The sequence below is a fragment of the Streptomyces actuosus genome, assembly GCF_016921115.1.
GTDB classification, from domain to species: domain Bacteria; phylum Actinomycetota; class Actinomycetes; order Streptomycetales; family Streptomycetaceae; genus Streptomyces; species Streptomyces actuosus_A.
In genome coordinates this window covers 144340-159726 of sequence record NZ_JAFFZS010000004.1, presented here as the reverse complement: position 1 = coordinate 159726, position 15387 = coordinate 144340, and the positions used below count along the sequence as shown (strand labels likewise).

General features: G+C 73.7%; 14 protein-coding genes. 5 read left to right on the top strand and 9 right to left on the bottom strand.

What is annotated here, in order from left to right:
* The first annotated feature begins 15 nt into the window (after positions 1 to 15).
* Positions 16 to 603, top strand: a complete 588-nt coding sequence (locus JS756_RS07650; protein ID WP_240203415.1) for an RNA-binding S4 domain-containing protein — start codon at positions 16 to 18, stop codon at positions 601 to 603.
* 66 nt (positions 604 to 669) lie between these two features.
* Here the strand turns inward: JS756_RS07650 and JS756_RS07645 are convergent, their stop codons facing one another.
* The 3 genes from JS756_RS07645 to JS756_RS07635 all read right to left on the bottom strand — a co-directional run bounded on the left by JS756_RS07645 (position 670) and on the right by JS756_RS07635 (position 3287).
* Complete coding sequence (locus JS756_RS07645; RefSeq protein ID WP_205382231.1) at positions 670 to 1173, bottom strand: DoxX family protein; 504 nt, start codon at positions 1171 to 1173, stop codon at positions 670 to 672.
* Between the two features lie 311 nt (positions 1174 to 1484).
* The gene (locus tag JS756_RS07640) at positions 1485 to 2192 is read right to left on the bottom strand and encodes a class I SAM-dependent methyltransferase (protein ID WP_205382230.1); all 708 of its coding nucleotides are present in this window, start codon (positions 2190 to 2192) and stop codon (positions 1485 to 1487) included.
* 195 nt (positions 2193 to 2387) lie between these two features.
* Entirely contained in the window at positions 2388 to 3287 is a 900-nt protein-coding gene (locus JS756_RS07635; RefSeq protein WP_205382229.1) for an acyltransferase domain-containing protein, read from the bottom strand.
* Positions 3288 to 3364: 77 nt separating this feature from the next.
* Here JS756_RS07635 and JS756_RS07630 point away from each other — a divergent pair, with 77 nt between their 5' ends.
* A complete protein-coding gene (locus tag JS756_RS07630) occupies positions 3365 to 3637 on the top strand; it encodes a DUF6343 family protein (protein ID WP_205382228.1) in 273 nt (90 codons plus the stop codon).
* Positions 3638 to 3763: 126 nt separating this feature from the next.
* Here JS756_RS07630 and JS756_RS07625 read toward each other — a convergent pair whose 3' ends face one another.
* The 4 genes from JS756_RS07625 to rpsA form a co-directional block, all read right to left on the bottom strand.
* Positions 3764 to 4144 carry a tetratricopeptide repeat protein gene (locus tag JS756_RS07625; RefSeq protein ID WP_205382227.1) on the bottom strand — a complete coding sequence of 127 codons (381 nt, stop codon included), beginning with the start codon at positions 4142 to 4144 and terminating at the stop codon, positions 3764 to 3766.
* Positions 4145 to 4194: 50 nt separating this feature from the next.
* Entirely contained in the window at positions 4195 to 4827 is a 633-nt protein-coding gene (gene coaE, locus JS756_RS07620; RefSeq protein ID WP_205382226.1) for a dephospho-CoA kinase, read from the bottom strand.
* Between the two features lie 69 nt (positions 4828 to 4896).
* Positions 4897 to 5835, bottom strand: coding sequence for a PAC2 family protein (locus tag JS756_RS07615; protein ID WP_205382225.1), 939 nt, complete (start codon positions 5833 to 5835; stop codon positions 4897 to 4899).
* Between the two features lie 230 nt (positions 5836 to 6065).
* The gene (gene rpsA, locus JS756_RS07610) at positions 6066 to 7559 is read right to left on the bottom strand and encodes a 30S ribosomal protein S1 (protein ID WP_205382224.1); all 1494 of its coding nucleotides are present in this window, start codon (positions 7557 to 7559) and stop codon (positions 6066 to 6068) included.
* A 388-nt stretch (positions 7560 to 7947) separates the two neighbouring features.
* Here rpsA and JS756_RS07605 point away from each other — a divergent pair, with 388 nt between their 5' ends.
* Both JS756_RS07605 and hrpB read left to right on the top strand, forming a co-directional pair.
* Positions 7948 to 8808, top strand: coding sequence for a class I SAM-dependent methyltransferase (locus JS756_RS07605; RefSeq protein WP_438817291.1), 861 nt, complete (start codon positions 7948 to 7950; stop codon positions 8806 to 8808).
* 70 nt (positions 8809 to 8878) lie between these two features.
* A complete protein-coding gene (gene hrpB / locus JS756_RS07600) occupies positions 8879 to 11428 on the top strand; it encodes an ATP-dependent helicase HrpB (RefSeq protein ID WP_205382223.1) in 2550 nt (849 codons plus the stop codon).
* A gap of 489 nt (positions 11429 to 11917) precedes the next feature.
* On the opposite strand, the gene JS756_RS07595 is transcribed toward hrpB, so the two are convergent.
* Positions 11918 to 13768 carry a lytic transglycosylase domain-containing protein gene (locus tag JS756_RS07595; protein ID WP_205382222.1) on the bottom strand — a complete coding sequence of 617 codons (1851 nt, stop codon included), beginning with the start codon at positions 13766 to 13768 and terminating at the stop codon, positions 11918 to 11920.
* A 371-nt stretch (positions 13769 to 14139) separates the two neighbouring features.
* On the opposite strand from JS756_RS07595, the gene JS756_RS07590 reads away from it, so the two are divergent.
* Entirely contained in the window at positions 14140 to 14994 is an 855-nt protein-coding gene (locus JS756_RS07590) for a DUF4184 family protein (protein WP_205382221.1), read from the top strand.
* Here the strand turns inward: JS756_RS07590 and JS756_RS07585 are convergent.
* Positions 14954 to 15367, bottom strand: a complete 414-nt coding sequence (locus JS756_RS07585) for a hypothetical protein (RefSeq protein ID WP_205382220.1) — start codon at positions 15365 to 15367, stop codon at positions 14954 to 14956. The genes JS756_RS07590 and JS756_RS07585 overlap by 41 nt on opposite strands.
* Positions 15368 to 15387 lie beyond the last annotated feature (20 nt).

Below are 15387 nucleotides of genomic sequence, written 5' to 3'. Positions count from 1 at the left end.
AGCTAAGGTCGGGACATGGTTGCTGAAGGTACGGACCGCGCCGCGACGGACCCGGCGCACCCCGGCGGCGAGGGTCCGGAGACCGGCACGTCCCGGTCCGAGGGCCCTGAGGTCGCCGCCGCGGTGGCCGCCGCCGAGGCTGCCGGGCCGGGCCACGGCGAGTCGGTGCGCATCGACAGCTGGATCTGGTCCGTTCGACTGGTCAAGACCCGCTCCGTGGGCGCCGCCGCCTGCAAGGGCGGTCATGTGCGGGTGAACGGCGAGCGCGTGAAGCCCGCCCATTCGGTGCGGGTCGGCGACGAGGTCCGGCTGCGGCACGAGGGCCGGGAGCGGGTCGTCGTGGTCAAGCGCCTGATCCGCAAGCGGGTCGGCGCGCCGGTGGCCGTCCAGTGCTACATCGACAACAGCCCGCCGCCCCCGCCGCGCGAGGCCGTCGCCCCTGCGGGCATCCGCGACCGGGGCGCCGGGCGTCCCACCAAGCGTGACCGCCGCGAGCTGGAACGGCTGCGCGCCCTGCGCATGCAGGGCAGCGCGGCTCTCCGGCCGGGGGCTGCGGGCAAGCCGGGTGCGGAGGGTGGCGGCGGGCGCACCGGCGGCCGGTGAGCGGGGTGAGTCCGGTTCCGCCCTTTCCCCGGCTGCCTGGCGGCACCGCCGGTTCGCCCTTGGGAGTCAGCTCCGTCGCTGCACCCACCGCACCAGCTCCGCCGTGTGCCGGCGCCGCACCCACGCGATCAGCAGGAGCGGCACGATCAGGACGACCGGTGTCGCCGCGTTCTCCCCGGCGAAGACGGTGACCTGCACGGCGAACGCCCCCACCATCAGCGCGCTGAGCGCCGTCGCCGCCAGGGACTGCAGCACCGGGACGAGCAGTGCCACCGCCCCGGCCAGTTCCAGCACGCCGATGGCATACATGCCCGCGCCGCCCCAGCCGATCGTGTCGAACACCTCGACGGCCGACGGGTGTGCGATCAGCTTCGGCAGTGCGCTGGCCAGCCCGAAGAAGAGCGCGAGGAGCACCTGCACGGCACGCAGGGCGACCATGGCGCGGCGTCCGCGTGCCGTCAGGGTCGCGTCACCACCGGCGCCGGGCGCCGCGACACCGGCGGAAGGGACGGAAGCTGCGGCAGCGGGGGTGAGGGAAGCGCTGGCGGCGGAAGCTGTGGTCTCGGACATGGGGCTCTCCTGTACCGGTCGGTCCGTGCGGGGTCGTAGGAGGTAGACCGCCCGGCACCGCACAACTCATCGCTCCCGGACGGCAGAACGGCTCCCCGTCGCCTTCTCGGCCTTCCCGGCGCCCCTCCGCCGTCCACCTCCGCGGAGCCCGCCAGCCCGCCGTCAGTTCCGCTCGCGGTGAGCAACAGAGGGGCCCCGACCCCGCCGGATCGGCGCGGCGTCCGGGCCGCGGCCGCCCCTCCCCGCGTCCGAGCCCGGGCGCCCCGTGGCAGGTCGTCCGGCGGGCGCCTGCCCGCAATCGCGCGGCGCGGTCACCCCGTCGGCCCCCGGTCCGCGTGCACCGCCCGCACCCATGTCCGGTCCTCCGTCAGGTACCGGTCGACCTTCAGTCCCGTTCCGCAGAGGGCCTCCTCGAACTGCTGTCTCGTCAGGGGCCGGGTGCGAAAGCTCTGGGTCCAGGTGGCGTCGGGGAAGACGTATGCGGCGTGGACCGCGTGCACCCCGTCTCCGATCGGCTCGGAAGAGGTGATCCGTACGGTGAAGCCGTGGGGGTCACGGCGCTCGCGCGGCACGTCGGTGTGGTACTCCTCCCCCTCTCGCTGGATGAGGACGCAGCCGCCCTCGGCGAGGTGCCGGACGCAGGCGCGCAGCAGGCCCCGGCGCACGTCGATGTCGGCGGTGTGCACGAGGAACGAGGCGAGCAGCACGACATCGAACGTCTCGCCCAGGTCGAGCTCCTCGATCGGACTGCATATCGTCCGGGCCCCGGCTACCCCCTCCAGCATGTCGGGGGACTCGTCGACCGCGGTGACCGTGAAGCCCCGGTCCAGCAGCGGGTGGGTCATGCGCCCGGTCCCGCTGCCCAGTTCGAGGACGGTCGCGCCTGCCGGCACGGCCGCCTCGATGATGTCCGGCTCCGGTCCGGCCGGCAGCCGGGAGTAGAGCTCGACCGCGCAGCCGTCGGGCGTGATCGGTCCGGGTCCCGTCCCCTGATGTCCCGCTCGCACTTTCAGCTCCATGCCCGTCCAACGGCCCGCTCCCGTAGGGACGTTCCCCTCCCCCTTGGGTTCACCCGTTCGAGTGGCCCTCCGCGTGGCGACGTCGTCCGGAGCCCGCCCCGCGCGGCTTCGGGCCGCCGGCGAGCGGGCGCGCATCGACCGCAGGGTCGACCGGGCGGGTGCTGCCCGTTCGCGAGCCCTGCCGGAGCCGCCCCGTCACAGGCGGAGCCATCCGTCCGGGACGTACCAGTGCCCGCCGTCCCGGACGTGGTCGACCACCGCGCGTTCCAGGACCGTCCGGCGCGGCAGCCGGCGGGGGTCGCCGTCGGGGGTGCCGAAGACGTAGCGGATCGGCGCGTCGTCCTCCGGTTCCGCCGGCAGGTGGCTGATGCGGAAGCGTTCCTGGAAGCGGACGATGTTGGAGCGGTCGGGCAGGTACCGCTTCAGCTGCGGGTCGAGCAGCCAGGAGCCGCAGGTCGCCACCTGGTACCGCTCGTCGGGGTAGTGACGGGCGAAGAACGCGCGGGCCAGCTCCAGGGAGCGATCCACGGCCTGCGGGGTCAGCGGCCCGAGGGAGTCGGGGATGTGCAGGGCGAGGCCCGGGGCGTCGGGGCCGAGCGGGAGGCCGGTCGCCGCGGCGGATTCGCCCGTCCACTTGCCGACGCGGCTCCGCTGGAACTGCAGCCTGCCCAGCTGGTACAACTCGCCGCGGAAATGCAGGGTCAGCCACCGGGGGCGCATCAGGCCACCGGTGCCGTAGCGCCTGCGATGGGCGGCCAGGGCTCGTCCGGTGTCGGCGAGGGTGCGTCGGGTGACCTCCGGCGGGATGCCCCGCTCGCGGTGGTGGGCGCGTACCGCGGGCAGGGCCGCGAGCAGGACGTACAGCGGGAAGTAGCGCTGCATGGGGCCGGACGGCCAGTCGAGGTCCGGGAGGTCCGCACCGCCGCGGATCTCGCCGATGTCCTCGACGAGTACCGCCAGTCGGCGCTCCGCCGCGGCGCGCAGTTCCGGATCGTCCGCCACCCGCCGGTTCATCCGCACGACGTCGTTGATGTCCTCGTGCGGCACGGAGAGGTCGCAGAGCGTCGCGGCCAGTTCGTCGGTGTCCCAGAGCACGCGCTGAGCCCCCTGTCGGACGGTGTGGAGAACCTCTGCGCCGAAGAGTACGTTGCGGAGGGGAGCTGGTGGTCGCGATGCGTACGGGCAGTGAGCCGACGACGGCACGCAGTGCGCTGCGGATGCGGTTCTGGCTGAGCCTGTGGGGCGTGTTCTGGTCGATCTTCGGGACGGCCGTGTTCGCGTTCGTCGGGCGCCCCGGGTGGGCGGCGGCGTGCGGGGTGCTGTGGCTGGTGATCACGGCGGATCTGGCGATGATCCTCAGGCACATGCGGCAGGGTCCGCATTTCCAGCCGGGACCGGACGTCCCGCCCTACCGGCCCCCCGAGCACCGCCGTCGTCCCTCGTGAGACGTGGGATCCGCTCCCCCCGGGAGGCCGACTCGGCTCGCCACGAGACGCACACGCCGGCCCGCGGCAGACGCACGGCAGGGAAGGACGCGCCGGAGGGGGACGCGCCTCGAAAGAGGGCGGACGTCAGTTGTCGAAGCGTGCCGCTTCGAGGTACTGCGGGTTGGGGTCCAGGGCGGCGGCCAGACGGAAGTGGCGCCTGGCCTGGTCGCCGCGGCCCTGGCGCTCGTAGGTGCGGGCGAGGGCGAAGTGCGCGTAGGCGTTGTCCGGCTCACGCTCCAGGACGATGGAGAACTCCAGCTCGGCGGGTCGCAGTTGCGCGGCGGCGAAGAAGGCCCGGGCGCGCAGCAGCCGGGCGGCGGTGTTCTCCGGATGCGCTGCGATGACGGAGTCGAGCAGTTTCACCGCGCCGCGCGGATCGCGGGCGGCGAGCAACTGCTCGGCGGCACGGAAGTCGATGACGTGTGTCTCCGGAGTACCTCCGGTCGAACCGCTGGTTTCGGGCACGGAAAAATCCTTCCCTCGCTGCCGGGAATCAACGCCCGGAGCGTGTGCCTCTATTCCGGGCGGCTGGTGCGGGCGCCGGCGCGCCGCTCGTGCGCCGTGCGTTCCAGTTGCGCCCACACCTCGCGCACCCGCTGCCGGAGCCGTTCCAGGGGCACGTCGTTGTCGATGACGATGTCCGCGATCTCGCGGCGCGCGTCCCGGGTGGCCTGGGCGGCCATGCGGGCGCGTGCGTCCTCCTCGGTCATCCCGCGCAGCCGGACCAGGCGGTCCAGCTGGGTCTTCGGGCTCGCGTCGACGACGACCACGACGTCGTAGAGCGGAGCGAGGCCGTTCTCGGTGAGCAGGGGGACGTCGTGCACGACGACGGCGTCGTCGGAGGCGGCCTGCTCCAGTTCGCGGGAGCGGGCACCCACCAGGGGGTGCACGATCGCGTTCAGCGCGGCGAGCCTGTCGGGATCGGCGAAGACGACGGCACCCAGCCGCGGCCGGTCCAGGCTGCCGTCCTCGGCGAGGATCTCCTCGCCGAAGGCGTCGACGACGGCCGCGAGTCCGGGCGTGCCCGGGGCCACGACCTCGCGCGCGATGCGGTCCGCGTCGATCAGTACCGCCCCGCACTCGACGAGCAGCCGGGACACCTCGCTCTTGCCGGCGCCGATCCCGCCGGTCAGGCCCACCTTCAGCATGAGCGGAAGCCTAGGCCCTGCCACCGGTGGTGCGTGGGGCAGGGCCGGGGCCGAGGGACCGGGACGACGTCAGTTGTCGCCCTCACGTTCGGCCAGGAACCTCTCGAACTCGCGCCCGATCTCGTCGGCGGACGGGATGTCGACGGGTTCGGCGAGCATGTTGCCGCGGCTCTCGGCTCCCGCGGCCGCGTCGTACTGGTGCTCCAGCCCCTGCACGAGAGCGGTGAGCTCCTCGTCGCCCTCCCGGATCTGGCGCTCGATCTCGGTCTGCGTGCGGTGGGCGTCCGTGCGCAGCGCGTGCGCGATACCCGGCAGCACCAGGCCGGTGGCGGCGGTGATGGACTCCAGGACGGTCAGCGCGGCGTCCGGGTACGTGGACCGGGCGATGTAGTGCGGGACGTGCGCGGCGACGCCCAGGACGTCGTGCCCGGCCTCCATGAGGCGGTACTCGACAAGCGCCTCGGCGCTTCCGGGCACCTGGGCCTCGTCGAAGGGGCTGCGGTGGCCGGGCACGAGTTCCGTGCGGTTGCCGTGCGGGGTGAGGCCGACCGGGCGGGTGTGGGGCACGCCCATGGGGATGCCGTGGAAGTTGACCGACAGGCGCACGCCGAGCCGCTCGACGATCTGCTGCACGGCGGCGGCGAACCGCTCCCACTCCACGTCCGGTTCGGGCCCGGACAGCAGCAGGAACGGGGCTCCGGTGGCGTCCTGGACGAGCCGTACGGTGATGGACGGTTCCTCGTAGCCGGCCCAGCGGTCGCGCCGGAAGGTCAGCAGGGGCCGGCGGGCCCGGTAGTCCACCAGCCGGTCGTGGTCGAAGCGGGCGACGACCTGGTGGGGCAGCGAGTCGAGAAGCCGGTCGACGATCTGGTCGCCGGTCTCGCCCGCGTCGATGTATCCGTCGAAGTGGTAGAGCATGACAAGTCCGGCCGACTCCTGGGCGAGCGCCACGTCGACGACGGCCAGGCCCTTCGGCTCCCATGCGTACAAACCCTGCGGATCAAGCACTTGGACCGCTCCTCCTCGTGTTCTCGGAGAACAACGCGGGCGGGAGCGCGGGCATTCCCGGGCCGGGGCCTTGATCAACCGGCTTCTGCCCGCTTCTTGCCTGCTTCAGCCTGCTTTCCTCGGGTCAGGGCCGGACGGCAGCAGAGAGCGGCGGGCCGGACACGGCTGAGGGGCCGCACCTCGAAAGGTGCGGCCCCTCGGCTATGGGCTATGCCTCAGCGGTGAGCGGATCAGCTCTGGCCGCCGGCCAGCTTCTCGCGCAGCGCGGCGAGCGCCTCGTCCGAGGCCAGGGCGCCGGACTGGTCGCCACCCTCGGAGGAGTACGAACCGCCACCGGACGCGACCGGAGCAGCGGCCTCGCCACCCTCGGCGGCAGCGGCAGCGTCCGCCTCGCGGGACTTGACGACCTGCTGCTGGTGCTGCTCGAAGCGGGTCTGCGCCTCGGCGTACTGGCGCTCCCACTCCTCGCGCTGCTTCTCGTAGCCCTCGAGCCAGTCGTTGGTCTCGGGGTCGAAGCCCTCGGGGTAGATGTAGTTGCCCTGGTCGTCGTAGGACGCGGCCATGCCGTACAGGGTCGGGTCGAACTCGACCGCCATCGGGTCGGCACCGAAGGACTCGTTGGCCTGCTTCAGCGAGAGGCTGATGCGACGACGCTCGAGGTCGATGTCGATGACCTTGACGAAGATCTCGTCGTTGACCTGGACGACCTGCTCCGGGATCTCCACGTGGCGCTCGGCCAGCTCGGAGATGTGGACCAGACCCTCGATGCCCTCGTCCACGCGGACGAACGCACCGAACGGAACCAGCTTCGTGACCTTGCCGGGCACGACCTGGCCGATCTGGTGGGTGCGGGCGAACTGCTGCCACGGGTCTTCCTGGGTCGCCTTCAGCGACAGGGAGACACGCTCGCGGTCCATGTCCACGTCGAGGACCTCGACGGTGACCTCCTGGCCGACCTCGACGACCTCGGACGGGTGGTCGATGTGCTTCCAGGACAGCTCGGAGACGTGGACCAGGCCGTCGACGCCACCCAGGTCCACGAAGGCACCGAAGTTGACGATCGAGGAGACGACGCCGGAGCGGACCTGACCCTTCTGCAGGGTGGTGAGGAACGTCTGGCGGACCTCGGACTGGGTCTGCTCGAGCCAGGCACGGCGGGACAGGACCACGTTGTTGCGGTTCTTGTCCAGCTCGATGATCTTCGCCTCGAGCTCCTTGCCCACGTAGGGCTGGAGGTCGCGGACGCGGCGCATCTCGACCAGGGAGGCCGGAAGGAAGCCGCGGAGGCCGATGTCGAGGATGAGACCACCCTTGACGACCTCGATGACGGTACCGGTGACGATGCCGTCCTCTTCCTTGATCTTCTCGATGGTGCCCCAGGCACGCTCGTACTGGGCGCGCTTCTTCGAGAGGATCAGGCGGCCTTCCTTGTCCTCCTTCTGGAGGACAAGGGCCTCGATCTCGTCGCCGACGGCGACGACCTCGTTCGGGTCGACGTCGTGCTTGATCGAGAGCTCGCGGCTCGGGATGACACCTTCGGTCTTGTAACCGATGTCGAGCAGGACCTCGTCCCGGTCGACCTTCACGATGACGCCGTCGACGATGTCGCCGTCGTTGAAGTACTTGATCGTCTCGTCGATCGCTGCGAGGAAGGCTTCCTCGTTACCGATGTCGTTGACCGCTACCTGCGGGGTGGTGGCGGTGGTCTCGGTGCTGCTCGTCATGTGGGAAAGGGCTCCGGTACGGACATTGAAGTCGTAGGTACTGCTACGCCGGAGCCCGTTTCGCTCTGCAGAAGCCGGACAGCCAAGGAAGCGCCACACGAAAACGCTGGTGGCGCCTCGAGAACCGAGGGGACATACAACAGATGCGAGCGCAGCCTGCTACGTCTGAGGTGCGCAGGCCCGCAGCGCAACTTGTAGCATACGGGGGCAGCCGGGCAGGGTCAATGCGCGAAGGCGCACACCCGGGGCGGATCGCCGCATTCCCGGCACGAAAACCTGCGGCGTCGGCCGCATGTCGGACATTGTCCCGCGCCCGTGCGGGCCCACCGCGCCTTCCTGAGGGACGCGGCCGGGACAGGTTGGACGGAAGAGTACGACGAGGGAGCCGATCATCCAAGAGCCCGAACCGTTCGCAAACCCGGAAGGGCCCCCTGGGCCGGACGTGGACGCAGAGGCCACCCGGCGTACGGCAGGGATCGCCGAGAGCGCCCGGGCCAACCGGGGCTGGTGGGACCGCAACGCGGACGAGTACCAGACCGAGCACGGCACCTTCCTGGGTGACGACCGCTTCGTATGGGGCCCGGAGGGCCTGGACGAGGTGGAGGCGGAGCTGCTCGGCCCGCCGGAGGAGCTGAAGGGCCGCGCCGTGCTGGAGATCGGCGCCGGTGCGGCCCAGTGCGCGCGCTGGCTGGCCGCCCAGGGCGCCCGCCCGGTCGCCCTGGACATCTCCCACCGTCAGCTCCAGCACGCGCTGCGCATCGGCGGATCGTTTCCCCTGGTGTGTGCGGACGCGGGCGCGCTGCCCTTCGCTGACGCCTCCTTCGACCTGGCGTGCTCGGCGTACGGGGCGCTGCCCTTCGTGGCCGATCCGCGGCTCGTGCTGCGGGAGGTGCGCCGGGTGCTGCGTCCCGGGGGCCGGTTCGTCTTCTCCGTGACCCACCCGATCCGATGGGCGTTCCCGGACGAGCCGGGACCCGAGGGCCTGTCGGTGTCGGCGTCGTACTTCGACCGCACTCCCTATGTCGAGCAGGACGAGGAGGGCCGTGCCGTGTACGTGGAGCACCACCGCACCCTCGGCGACCGGATCCGGGACGTGGTGGCGTCCGGGTTCCGGCTGGTGGACCTGGTGGAGCCCGAGTGGCCGGCCTGGAACACCTCCGAGTGGGGCGGCTGGTCGCCGCTGCGCGGGCACCTCCTCCCCGGAACGGCGATCTTCGTGTGCGAGCGGGACCGACGCCCCCGCACCTGAGGTCGTCCACGAGCGAATGGTGGTCCACAGGCGCGTCCGCGGCGGGCGGCCGGCGTACGACACTGGGGGCGTGATCCGTTACGACGCCCTGGACGCGCTGCCCGTGCGCGGCGCCCTGCCCGCCCTGCACGAGGCCCTGGACACCCACGGCACCGCGGTGCTGGTGGCGCCGCCCGGCACCGGCAAGACCACCTTGGTGCCGCCGGTGCTGGCCGGGCTGCTGGGCGGCGGACCGGCGCGGCGGGTGGTGGTGGCCGAACCGCGGCGGATCGCGGCGCGGGCGGCGGCGCGGCGGATGGCGTGGCTGCTGGGTGAGAAGGTCGGCGGCCGTGTCGGCTACACCGTCCGCGGCGAGCGGATCGTGGGACGGCAGACCCGCGTGGAGGTCGTCACCACCGGCGTGCTGCTCCAGCGGCTCCAGCGGGACCAGGAGCTGCCGGAGGTGGACGCGGTGGTGCTCGACGAGTGCCACGAGCGGCATCTGGACGCGGACACGTCCGCGGCGTTCCTGTGGGACGTGCGCGAGACGCTGCGGCCGGAGCTGCGGCTGGTGGCCGCGTCGGCGACCACGGACGCGGAGGGCTGGTCACGGCTGCTGGGCGGGGCGCCGGTGGTCGAGGCGGACGGCGTGTCGCACCCGGTGGAGGTGGTGTGGGCGCCGCCCGCCCGTCCGGTGAGACCGCCGCACGGGATGCGGGTGGATCCCGCGCAGCTGGCGCACGTGGCGTCGGTGGTGCGGCGGGCGCTGGCCGAACGTTCCGGGGACGTGCTGTGCTTCCTGCCGGGCGTGGGCGAGATCGCACGGGTGGCGGGCCGGCTGGGGGACCTGGACGGCGTGGACGTGCTCCAGGTGCACGGGCGGGCGCCGGCCGCGGTGCAGGACGCGGTGCTGGTGCCCGGTGAGCGGCGCCGGGTGGTGCTGGCGACGTCGGTGGCGGAGTCGTCGCTGACGGTTCCCGGGGTGCGGGTGGTGGTGGACTCGGGGCTGGCGCGCGAGCCGCGGGTGGATCACGCCCGCGGGCTGAGCGCGCTGACGACGGTGCGGGCCTCGCAGGCCGCGGGGCGGCAGCGGGCGGGGCGGGCCGGGCGTGAGGCGCCGGGCGCTGTGTACCGGTGCTGGGACCGGGCCGAGGAAGCGCGGCTGCCGCGCTTCCCGGCACCGGAGATCAAGGTGGCCGACCTCACGGCGTTCGCGCTGCAGGCGGCCTGCTGGGGGGATCCGGACGCTTCCGGGCTGGCGCTGCTGGATCCGCCGCCGGCCGGTGCGATGGCGGCGGCGAGGGCCGCCCTGTCGGCGGTGGGGGCCGTGGACGCCCAGGGCCGTGCCACCGGGCGCGGGCTGACGTTGTCGCGGCTCGGGCTGCACCCCCGGCTGGGGCGGGCGCTGCTGGACACGTCCGGCGCGGGCGCGGAGGTGGTCGCGCTGCTGTCGGAGGAAGCACCCCGGGAGTACGGCGACGATCTGGCCGCCGCGGTGCGCGAGGCCCGGCGCGGGGGCGACGGCTACTCCGGGCGGTGGCGGTCGGAGGTGCGTCGGCTGCGGTCCGCCCTGGGGGAGGCCCAGCACCCGTCGGCACCGGGTGGTGGCCCGTCGCCGGCGGACGGCGGGCGCGAGGCGGGCGGTGCGCGCGGGGAGGCGGACAACTCCGTCGACCGGGTCGCCGGGCTGGTCGCCGCCCTCGCCTTCCCCGAGCGGGTCGCCAGGCTGGACGGGGGCTCGTATCTGATGACTTCGGGCACCAGGGCGGATCTGCCGCTGAACTCGCCTCTGCGAGGCTGCCCGTGGATCGCCGTCGCGGTCGCCGACCGGCCCGTCGGCAAGGGCCACGCGCGCGTGCAGCTCGGGGCCGCCGTCGACGAGGATCTGGCTCGCCTCGCCGGTGCCGCCCTGCTCGAAGAACGGGAGGAGGTGCGGTGGGCCGACGGTGACGTGGTGGCGCGTCGAGTGGAGCGGCTGGGCGCCGTCGAGCTGGCGGTGCGGCCTCTGGCCGCCGCCGAGCCCGCGCTGGTGCGGCGGGCTCTGCTGGACGGGCTGCGGCAGGAGGGGCTCACCCTGCTGCGGTGGTCCGCGGACGCCGCAGCGTTGCGGCAGCGGCTGGCGTTCGTGCGGCTGCACCACGGGCAGCCGTGGCCCGAGGTGTCGGACGAGGCCCTGTTCGCCCGCGTCGACGAGTGGCTGGAGCCGGAGCTGGGCAGGGCCCGGCGGCGGGCCGATCTCACCCGGATCGACGCCGGCGCGGCGCTCGGGCGGCTGCTGCCCTGGGCGTCGGGTGAGGCGGGGCGGCTGGACGAGCTGGCGCCGGAGCGGGTCACCGTGCCGAGCGGGTCGAGGATCAGGGTCGACTACACCGATCCCGAGCGTCCCGTCCTCGCGGTGAAGTTGCAGGAGATGTTCGGTCTGCAGGAGTCGCCCTCGCTCGCGGGCGTGCCGCTGCTGGTGCACCTGCTCTCCCCCGCCGGGCGGCCCGCGGCGGTGACGGCCGACCTGGCCTCCTTCTGGAGGGACGGGTACACAGGGGTGCGGGCCGAGCTGAGAGGGCGTTACCCGAAGCATCCGTGGCCGGAGGATCCCGCGGCCGCGGAGCCGACCCGGCACACCAACGCGCGGCTGCGGAGGTGAGCGGGGCACGCGGGTGCGGCTCTTCCCCTCGGACGCGGGCCGCCGCGCGGGCGGCCCGGGGCGGAGGGTGGGACGCGGGCAGGCAGGGGGCGGAGGCCGAGGCACGGGGGTTGTGCCGGTGCGCAAGGGCAAGGCCGCGGGTGTCGTGCCGGCACAGGGGAGCGGGGCGAGCGCTTCGCCGGTGCGGGTGCGGGAGCAGGGGTGTTGCGCCGGACGGGTCCGCGCCGCGCCCCTGCCCGGGACCGGTCCGGCGTCGCAAACGGCTTCGTGGCCGGGCCGGACCGGAGGCCGTCACCGGACGGCCGGGGCGAAGACCTCCACCGGCGTGGTCCGCGGTGCGGTACCGGCGCAGACATCCTTCACGGCCGCCGGGCGGCGCCACGTCCTGCGCCCCTGCCCGGGACCGGTCTGTGTCCGGAGGTGTCCTGGGTGCGTGGACGGGCAGCGCCCCTCGGTGGGGAGGGGCGCTGCGGCCGGTCGCGCGGGGCGCTACGCGCCGGGGCTCGCCGACGGGGAGGCGTCGGCCGAGGGGGTGGAGTCGGCCGAGGGGGTGGAGTCGGCCGAGGGGGTGGAGTCGGCCGAGGGAGTCGGCTCGGTCGAGGGGGTGGATCCCGTCGACTCGCCGGGGCCCGGTGACGCCTCGGACACGGTCAGCTCGACGGTGAGGGTCGCCCCGCCGGTGGTGGTGATGCGCAGCAGGAACGTGCCCGTGGTGTCGTCCGCGTACAGCTCGGGCAGCTTCAACAGCCCGTCCGCGTCCGTCTCCAGGTCGGCCAGGGTGCGCACGGGCTTGCCGTCGGCGTCCTTGAAGTAGGGGCCCTTGTCGTTCTCGGCCGGGTCGTCGGCCGACGTGACGAGCGTGGCGGTGGCGGCGACCCGGTCGGCGGCGGCGCCCTTGTACGTGGCCTTCACCTCGACCCGCTCGGCGAACTCCCCGCCCGGGGTGCAGACGAGCGCGGCGTCATCGGTGCGGCTGAGGGTGTCGGCGGCGCGCGCGGTGACGGTCGCCGCGTACGGCAGGCCCGGAAGGGTGCGGCCGACCAAGGTGGCGCGGACGGTGAAGGCACCGGTCCGCTCGCCGGCCCGCAGCACGGGAGCGACGGCGACGCCGGAGCCGTCGGTGGCGACCGTGGCGACGGTCTCGCCGCCGGCGAACGTGGCGTCGGTGTCGCCGGAGATGGTGAAGCGGATGCGGACCTTGGCGACGGGTGTGCCGGAGGCGGCCTCGGCCCGGGCGCTGAGCCGCGGGGTGAACGCGTCCCCCGCCATGGCGGTGAGCTCGGCCGTACCGGCGTTCGCCAAGTGGTCCACGGTGTCGGTGGGCGTGGGCGGCGCGGGCAGCGGCGTCCAGGCGGGCGGGGTGGCGGGGGTGGACGGTGTGGCCGGCTGCTGCGTCGGGGGCGGGGTGGGGCTCGACGGGGTGGTCCCGGACGGGGTGGACGGAGCGGCCGGCGCCGAGGGAGCGGGCGGTGTCGGCTCGGTGCTGGGGCCCGGCGTGGTGTCGTCGCTGGAGTGGGAGGGCACGTTCCCGGTGCCGTCCGGGATCTCGTGGGTGCCCTTGCGGTAGTACTCCAGCCACGTCAGGACCAGGTTCAGGTAGTCCTGCGAGTTGTTGTAGCTGAGGATCGCTGCGTGCAGGCCCCTGTCGGTGGCCATGTTCCAGTCGTTGCGGCACAGGTAGTGCCCGGCGGCGAGCGCGGCGTCGTAGATGTTGTTCGGGTCCTCGAGACCGTCGCCGTTGCCGTCGCGGCCCGCCCAGGCCCAGGTGGACGGGATGAACTGCATCGGTCCCACGGCGCGGTCGACGGTGGAGTCGCCGTCGTAGGCGCCGTGGTCGGTGTCCTTGATGTGGGCGAAGCCGTTGCCGTCCAGCTTGGGGCCGAGGATCCGGCCGAGCGTGGTGCCGTTCGCGTCCACCTTGCCGCCGCGGGCCTGACCGGACTCGACCTGGCCGATGGCGGCCAGGAGTTGCCAGGGCATGTTGCAGCCGGGCTTGCTCGCGGCGAGTTCGGCCGCGGCCTTCTTGTAGGCGTCCAGGACGGTCGCCGGTACGCCGGCCTGACCCTCCGTGGTTGCGGCGGGCGGGGTCGTGGCCGTGGTCGGTGCGGGGTTGGGGCTGTTCAGCGGCGGCAGGTCGGTGTAGTACCGCGAGTTGCCGGTGGCGGTGTCGTCGGCGGCCGGATCGGGTACGGGCTGCGTCCCGCCGGTGGTGGTCTGCCCACCGTGCCCGTCCCCGATGACGCCCGGGGCCTGGGATGCGGAGAGCGCCGCCACTGCCGCCGCGGCCACGGCGGTGGTGACCGCCCCCTTGCGCAGCCGCCTGCCGAATTGCGCCGCCATAAAGTGAACCCCTCCCGCGGACGCCCGAGCGTCCGTCTCTGTGTGCCGTGCCCGGTGTGCCGTGCTCGCCCTGGTGTGACGATCGACCCGCCGTGCTGGTTGCGCTCGTGACGGGTTTACGTTGTTCTTCCGTGCGTTGTGCGTTCTCTTGCGTGTTGCGCGGTTTGCGCCGCCGGTGCCTGACGCCGGTCGCGCGCGCCCTCGCACGGCGCCTCGTGACCCTACGACAACTTCCTTTGTCCGGGCACCGGTTCCTGTCCGATTTTCGCCCCTTGCTCACGTGCTGTTCCCGTGAAGGTGGCGTCGCGCATACTGGAGCGCGCTGATCGTCGGCCGGGCGGTCCGGCCGACGCGGCTTCGGGGGAGTTCGGTTGCCGTTCACACTGAGTCATGCGGCTGCGGTGCTGCCCGCGGTGCGCACCGACGGGACCGGGCGGGGCCGGCTGGTGCCGGCCGTGCTCGTCGCCGGTTCCTTCGCACCCGACATGACCTACTACGCGGCCGGCGCGGTACCCGGGGCGATGGAGTTCGGCGCGGTCACCCACTCCTTCCCGGGAGTGTTCACCGTCGACGTCCTCGTCGCCTGGGCGCTGGTGGGGCTGTGGCTGCCGGCGCGCGAGCCGCTCGTGGCGCTGCTGCCGCGGGCCCGCCGGGGGCGCTGGGCGGCGCTGCTGCGCTGCGGGGCGCCGCGCACGCGGGTGCGGCCCGTCGGGGCGCTGTGGTGGTACGTGTCCGCTGCGCTCGGCGCGTCGACCCATGTCGTGTGGGACGCGTTCACCCACCTCGACCGGTGGGGGATGCGTCTGTTTCCCGTTCTGGGCCGGGAGGTGGCGGGCTCGCCGCTGTACTGGTACCTGCAGTACGGCGGTTCGGCGGTCGCCGCGGTCGCCATGGGCGTGTTCGTGGCGCGCGCGGTCCGCGGGGCACCCCCCGGCGAACCGGTGGGGGTGCCCGCGCTGTCGGTGCGGGACCGGTGGTGGGCGGCTGCCGTCGTCGGCGGCTGCGCGGCGGTGGCGGCGTTCCAGCGGACCTCGCGGTGGTGGGCCCACCGGGGTGCGGACGCCAAGCCCTTGGACCTGATTCCGACGTTGTGCTTCGGGGCGGGCTCCGGGCTGGCGGCCGGGCTGCTGCTGTACGCGGCGGGGGTCCGGTTGTGCCGTCCCGTCCGCCGGGAGCCGGTCGTGGTCAGCACCAGGGCCGAGCGGAGCCGTCCCGGCGTTCGCTGACAGCGGGGCCGACCGCCGGGGCGGCCGTCGCGACGAACACGGTGAGTCTGCGGTCGGGGCGGGGTTTCGGCAGCCGGGCCAGCACGAGGGCCAGATACCCCATGCCGACGTCCGCCCAGGTCCGCCAGGCGGCGGCGCCGGGGAGGCGTACGGCCGTTCGACCGCGACCGGCGAGGCGGCAGCCCAGGCCGGCCGCGGCACGGGCGAGGGCTCTGGCGGGGTCGGCGGGGATGCGGGCGGTGCTGGCGGCCGCCGCGGCGGGCGGGACCGTGGGGAGCGACGCGGAGGGGGCCGCTTCGGCGCCGGCGCGGGCCGGAGCCGCTTCCTGGGCCTGAGCTCGTGCCGTCCGGCGATGGAGCATGCGTATACCCATGCCCGCATCCTGGCGGGCCG